A 6,476-nucleotide genomic window follows, 5' to 3' on the forward strand; every position below is an offset into this window, starting at 1 on the left:
TCTGCCAGATTGCTTAATCTTTCTTTATAGAGTTATTTATGCGCAAGCTGACCTTATTTCAAGACGCGATATCACGCGGCACGATGCTTTTTATAGGCAGTTCTTTACGAGAGAAAAAAGGAATGGCATCAACCTCTTCATCTATTTATCTACATATTGGCAGTGAAGAAACGCAGGTTCTTATTGATGGTGACCTACAATTGCTTACGTTGGGTTCACAGCTGACTTCGCTGGGATATTTTCGCCATCAGCCGCCAACGCCAGATGAAATGGAAAACGCGATTATGATGGTGGAAGATGAAGTGTATCGTCTGCGTCATGACATATTACCGGGTGCGACATTATACAGTGAAGACAATAATATCCGTGCCATTGCACGCCTTTCGGGCGTAGCTGAAAATGAGCAGATGACCCTTTCCCTCGATGCAGTAGAACGAACCTTTGACCGTCTGGCATTGGTCATTAACGGTCGGCCAGCCAGCTTTGAAGGCATTCCCGATGGCAACGACTTTGCTGCTACGCTGCTGATTCTCAGAGAGTTTATGCATCATTTGCAGTTTAGTGAGATAGTCATAAAAGGGGCTAAGTTTGAAATTCAGGGCCAACATTCAACTAACTGAAAGCCGCCCCATTTTCACCAGCAGAGAGAAATTTTTGATTCCTGGAAATCAGAGGCTATTGCAGCACATTGAATATTAGCTGCTGCAAACGGCTGCGAGTGCGCTGAATATCTTCCTGTTCCGCACCCTGAGTCATCTGGTCCAGCGTGAACGGGCTAATAATAAACAGCTGACACTGCTGGTCATACAACACGTCAATGACATTGATAAATCGCTGCTGCGTAGCGGGTGAAACCTCTGCCATTGCAGGAACGTCCTGGATAATCCAGCGTCGATATTCTGCGCATAAAGTCAGATAATCGATCACTGCGGTTGGGCCCTCGCACAAATCTTCGAATGAAAAATGCAGAAAATTTTCCGCTGGCGAGAGCAGGCTGAGACGCCGATTGCCCACGGCGATAGAAATCTTGGTGGGCAATGCTGCTGGCAGCTGGTATTCAAGGCGTTGAGCGGGTGTGCCGGGGAGTAGATAAGCCCCTTCGCAGAAGGGGGTAAGATGATTAGTACCCAGGCTGCGATAATCAAGGCTTCCATCCAGTGCGACCACTTCTAAATACTGTCGGATAAGCTTTATAGAGGGTTCAAAACGAGCATGATATAGCGGATTTGATAATAATTGCTCGGGAGGATAGTTCGAGGTTGCCACCAAAACAATACCGCGCTTGACGATAAGCTCAAGCAGGCTTTTCATCAGCATTGCATCGCCGATATCGTGCAAATGCAGTTCATCGAAGCAGACTAATTGGCAGTCACCTAATTGAGCGCTAAGCACCGCATTGATACTGTTATCAGCGGATTGCGGATTATTCATACCGCGATGTAAATCGCGCAGGAAATCGTGAAAATGCACCCGGCGTTTTTTCTTTATCGGCGCCGCGGAGAAAAAGCTGTCAACAATAAAGCTTTTGCCGCGCCCTACTTTTCCCCAGATATAAACACCGCCGCCCAATGGTTTGGGCTTTTTCAGCAGGTTTTTCTTAACCGTTAAGCCGGATTTCATCAAGGTATCGAGTCGGGCAATAACGTGCCGCTGGTGCTCATCTAAAACAAACTGATTTTCAGTGGCTTTTTCATCCATCCGTCTTTGAAAATCAACACCTGTGTCCGCCGATTTCATGAGTCACATCCTTTGCAAATCATCCCTCTATCTTATTTATCCTTTCTATAGAGATTCAACATAAATATCTACAGTAACAGTGCTTTGTATAAGCCAAAAAAAACCCCGCCATTAGCGGGGTCGATGTTCGAGATACTTGCCTGTAAAAGGCAGGAATCAGAACAGTTCTTCTAAAAACTTTAGTTCTTAGAATGGGATATCGTCGTCGAAATCCATTGGTGGTTCGTTGCTTTGCGCAGGGGCATTGTTTTGAGCTGCCGGGCGAGATTGCTGACCGCCGCTGAACTGATTGCCGCCCTGTGGCTGCTGAGGCTGACCCCAACCAGCCTGACCACCCTGCTGACCGCCAGAAGCCTGACCGCCGCCTGCTGGAGCGCCGCCGCCAGCACGACCACCTAGCATCTGCATGGTGCCGCCAACGTTGACCACAATTTCAGTCGTGTATTTTTCAACACCGGCCTGATCGGTCCATTTACGCGTCTGCAATGCGCCTTCAATATAAACCTGAGAGCCTTTGCGCAGGTATTCACCTGCTACTTCTGCCAGCTTTCCGAAAAGCACTACGCGGTGCCATTCGGTTTTCTCTTTCTGTTCGCCGGTCGCCTTGTCGCGCCAGCTTTCAGAAGTTGCCAGGGTGATATTGGCAACAGCACCGCCGTTAGGCATGTAGCGGACTTCGGGATCCTGACCCAGATTCCCAACCAGAATCACTTTGTTTACGCCTCTGCTGGCCATGTCGACTCTCCTGATGAGTTAATTTTGTACAGTATAAACCATGAATTTTAGCATGGGCGGATTGCATATAATACTCTGAATGTGGATTCCAGAAATGTTTACAGACTCGACAAGTTTGCAGGCTTGTACTGGATATCCATTCAGGTTTTTTTGTGTCATACTTACTCGTTTCGTACTTTCTGTGCCCAATTTTCTGATTCAGATGCAGTGTCTGGGGCGGATATACCCGAATCTATCGGCAAGCGGGTATGCAATTCCACACGCGCATCACGGACAGTCACCGGCACGGTGAGCTTTCAAGTTATTCCGGGAATGATGAATGGATAAGATCGAAGTTCGGGGCGCACGCACCCATAATCTCAAGAATATCAACCTGATTATTCCGCGCGACAAACTGATTGTTGTCACCGGATTATCCGGTTCTGGCAAGTCCTCACTGGCTTTTGACACTCTGTATGCCGAGGGCCAACGCCGTTACGTCGAGTCGCTTTCCGCCTACGCACGCCAATTTCTGTCCTTGATGGAAAAACCGGATGTCGACCACATTGAAGGGTTGTCACCTGCGATTTCTATTGAGCAAAAATCAACATCGCACAACCCAAGGTCAACGGTCGGTACCATTACCGAGATCCACGACTACCTGCGCCTGCTGTTCGCCCGTGTGGGTGAGCCGCGCTGCGCGGAACACGGCGTGCCTTTAGCGGCACAAACTGTCAGTCAGATGGTAGATAACGTGCTGGCACAGCCGGAAGGCCAACGCCTGATGCTGCTGGCGCCTATCGTCAAGGATCGCAAAGGCGAGCACACCAAAACGCTGGAAAACCTCGCCGCACAGGGCTATATCCGCGCAAGGATCGACGGCGAAGTTTGCGATCTCTCTGATCCGCCTAAACTTGAGCTGCAGAAAAAACACAGCATTGAAGTCGTCGTTGACCGCTTTAAAGTACGTGACGATTTGTCGCAACGACTGGCCGAGTCATTCGAAACTGCACTGGAGCTTTCCGGCGGTACTGCTGTGGTTGCCGATATGGACGACGCCAGCGTGCCAGAAATGCTGTTTTCCGCCAACTTTGCCTGTCCGATTTGTGGCTACAGCATGCGCGAGCTTGAACCGCGTATGTTCTCGTTCAACAACCCGGCCGGTGCCTGCCCGACCTGTGACGGTTTGGGCGTTCAGCAGTTCTTTGATCCAGAACGCGTAATTCAGAATCCGGAGCTGTCATTGGCCGGCGGCGCGATTCGTGGTTGGGATCGCCGTAACTTTTACTACTTCCAGATGCTGCGTTCTTTGAGCGAGCATTACAAATTCGACGTCGAATCTTCCTTCAACGAACTTAGCGAGGACGTGGTTCACGCCATCCTGCACGGGTCGGGCAAGCAGACTATCGAATTTAAATATATTAATGACCGTGGTGATACCTCGGTGCGTCGCCATCCGTTTGAAGGCGTGCTGCATAATATGGAGCGTCGCTATAAAGAGACGGAATCCAGCGCGGTGCGTGAAGAGTTGGCGAAATACATCAGCAATCGCCCCTGCGCCTCCTGCAAAGGTACGCGCCTGCGTGAAGAAGCGCGCAACGTGTTCGTTGAGGAAACCACGCTGCCGGAAATCTCCGATTACAGCATTGGTCATGCCATGGAATTTTTCCTGAGCATGAATCTCACCGGCCAGCGCAAACAGATTGCCGAGAAAATCCTGAAAGAAATCGGCGACCGACTGAGGTTCCTGGTTAACGTAGGCTTAAATTACCTGTCGCTGTCACGTTCGGCGGAGACACTATCCGGCGGTGAGGCGCAGCGTATCCGTCTGGCAAGCCAGATTGGTGCTGGTTTGGTGGGCGTGATGTACGTACTGGATGAGCCGTCTATCGGTTTGCATCAGCGCGATAACGAACGCCTGCTTGAGACCTTGATTCACCTGCGCGACCTCGGCAATACCGTGATCGTGGTTGAACATGACGAAGACGCGATTCGTGCCGCCGACCATATTATCGATATTGGTCCGGGAGCGGGCGTGCACGGCGGTGAAGTGGTTGCCGAAGGCACAGCAGAAGACATTATGGCCACCGAGAATTCCCTGACCGGGCAGTATCTCAGCGGCAAGCGTGAAATTTCCGTACCGGAGCAACGCGTACCCGCCGACGCAGCCAAAGTATTAAAACTGGTGGGCGCAACCGGTAATAACCTTAAAGATGTGACCCTTACGCTGCCGGTTGGCCTGTTTACCTGCATTACCGGAGTTTCCGGCTCAGGTAAATCGACGCTGATCAACGATACACTGTTCCCGCTGGCACAGCGCCAGCTTAATGGCGCAACGATTGCCGAAGCTGCGCCGTATCGCGACATTCAGGGTCTTGAGCATTTCGATAAGGTTATCGATATCGACCAAAGCCCGATTGGTCGGACACCGCGCTCAAACCCGGCAACCTATACCGGTATCTTTACCCCGGTGCGCGAGCTGTTTGCTGGAGTTCCTGAATCACGTTCTCGCGGTTATACGCCGGGGCGTTTCAGCTTTAACGTCAAGGGCGGACGCTGCGAAGCCTGCCAGGGTGACGGCGTAATTAAGGTCGAGATGCACTTCTTGCCTGACATCTACGTGCCTTGCGATCAGTGTAAAGGCAAGCGCTATAACCGTGAAACGCTTGAGATTAAGTACAAAGGCAAGAGCATTCACGAAACGCTGGACATGACTATCGAAGAAGCACGAGATTTCTTTGATGCCGTTCCCGCGCTGGCGCGTAAGCTGCAAACTCTGATAGATGTGGGCCTGTCGTACATTCGCCTTGGGCAGTCAGCGACGACACTTTCCGGCGGTGAAGCACAGAGGGTCAAACTGGCTCGTGAACTGTCAAAACGCGGCACCGGCCAAACGCTGTATATTCTCGATGAGCCGACTACCGGTCTGCATTTCGCCGATATCCAGCAGTTGCTTGAGGTACTGCATCAGCTGCGTGACCAGGGCAATACCATCGTGGTGATTGAGCACAATCTTGACGTGATCAAAACGGCTGACTGGATTGTTGACCTGGGTCCTGAAGGTGGGCACGGCGGCGGGCAAATTCTGGTCTCGGGTACGCCTGAAACGGTAGCGGAATGCAAGGAATCGCATACCGCGCGCTTCCTGAAACCGTTGCTGGAACGTCATATGCTGAAGCATAAAAAATCTGCCTGATTAGCGGCTTAATTAATTGCTTGGCAAATACGTTAAAAGCGAGTCTTCTGACTCGCTTTTCTTATGCATGAATCTGCGCCATCTGTTCAACCTATTTATTAAATAGTCCCTAGAAATAATAATACGTAATTATGTCGGCTACTAATGAATATTAATTTTCAGCAGTAGCCGCTTTGATAACTCAGGATTGCGACATTGGGTACCAATATATTCCATCAGAATAGAGTTGAATTGTAGTTGCCGTAGCCAGAGTGATACTTCCGGTGTTAGTTAACGTAGGATCGATTGTGCCAAGCAGTGATAATGCTATCGTGGTAGATAAATTCCTGACATAAATGAATCGCCCAGCACTGGGTGTTGGTAAATTAATTGAATCTCCGGATTTTGCAGGTGTTGCAAAGTTAATCGTGCTATATATTCCTATTGTCCCACCAACTGAAATGACGGCCTGTGAGTATCTCAATGATTCAATCGCGCCTGAGCTATTAATACCCGTTAAAAACTTATTATTTGAATCTTGGATGGTTAAACAGTACGCAGTAGATCCTTGGATCTGGATCCCATATGAATTGCCTTCAAATAAACCACCTATTACATCGCTAGAAGAATAAAAACCAGAAGCTTCTGCATCATAAGATACAAACCCATATTGAGCCCCAGTATTAGATGTGAATGCTACGTTGAAGTTACCCCGAGTCTGGAAACCGGCACCTATCCCATAACTCCCTAGGTTTACACAGTCAAAGCCATATCCGACATAATCATTAGTTTTATTGTTTATCATCCCTAATTCATATCCCACCATAGCGGTAGCCTGAGAAGCTGCGTC

5 protein-coding genes are annotated in these 6,476 nt (G+C 49.6%); 2 read left to right on the forward strand and 3 right to left on the reverse strand.

All coding sequences use genetic code 11. The features are described from left to right. Positions 1 to 122 precede the first annotated feature (122 nt). Positions 123 to 620 carry a hypothetical protein gene (locus SPM24T3_RS01680; RefSeq protein WP_037377328.1) on the forward strand — a complete coding sequence of 166 codons (498 nt, stop codon included), beginning with the start codon at positions 123 to 125 and terminating at the stop codon, positions 618 to 620. A gap of 55 nt (positions 621 to 675) precedes the next feature. Here the strand turns inward: SPM24T3_RS01680 and zapE are convergent, their stop codons facing one another. Continuing rightward, a complete protein-coding gene (gene zapE, locus SPM24T3_RS01685) occupies positions 676 to 1,737 on the reverse strand; it encodes a cell division protein ZapE (protein ID WP_009634949.1) in 1,062 nt (353 codons plus the stop codon). A gap of 186 nt (positions 1,738 to 1,923) precedes the next feature. Then, a complete protein-coding gene (gene ssb1 / locus SPM24T3_RS01690) occupies positions 1,924 to 2,472 on the reverse strand; it encodes a single-stranded DNA-binding protein SSB1 (RefSeq protein WP_009634950.1) in 549 nt (182 codons plus the stop codon). 319 nt (positions 2,473 to 2,791) lie between these two features. Here ssb1 and uvrA point away from each other — a divergent pair, with 319 nt between their 5' ends. Continuing rightward, entirely contained in the window at positions 2,792 to 5,647 is a 2,856-nt protein-coding gene (uvrA, locus tag SPM24T3_RS01695; protein WP_009634951.1) for an excinuclease ABC subunit UvrA, read from the forward strand. A 181-nt stretch (positions 5,648 to 5,828) separates the two neighbouring features. On the opposite strand, the gene SPM24T3_RS25355 is transcribed toward uvrA, so the two are convergent. Continuing rightward, positions 5,829 to 6,476, reverse strand: a 648-nt coding sequence (locus tag SPM24T3_RS25355) for a hypothetical protein (RefSeq protein ID WP_009634952.1), incomplete at its 5' end; no start/stop codon positions are given.

This window comes from Serratia sp. M24T3 (assembly GCF_000257645.1).
Lineage (GTDB): Bacteria > Pseudomonadota > Gammaproteobacteria > Enterobacterales > Enterobacteriaceae > Rouxiella.

What these genes read in the sequence shown, in the direction of transcription:
- SPM24T3_RS01680 (WP_037377328.1), top strand. Translation starts at nt 123, where the DNA reads ATGGCATCAACCTCTTCATCTATTTATCTACATATTGGCAGTGAAGAA.
- zapE (WP_009634949.1), bottom strand. Translation starts at nt 1,737, where the DNA reads ATGAAATCGGCGGACACAGGTGTTGATTTTCAAAGACGGATGGATGAA.
- ssb1 (WP_009634950.1), bottom strand. Translation starts at nt 2,472, where the DNA reads ATGGCCAGCAGAGGCGTAAACAAAGTGATTCTGGTTGGGAATCTGGGT.
- uvrA (WP_009634951.1), top strand. Translation starts at nt 2,792, where the DNA reads ATGGATAAGATCGAAGTTCGGGGCGCACGCACCCATAATCTCAAGAAT.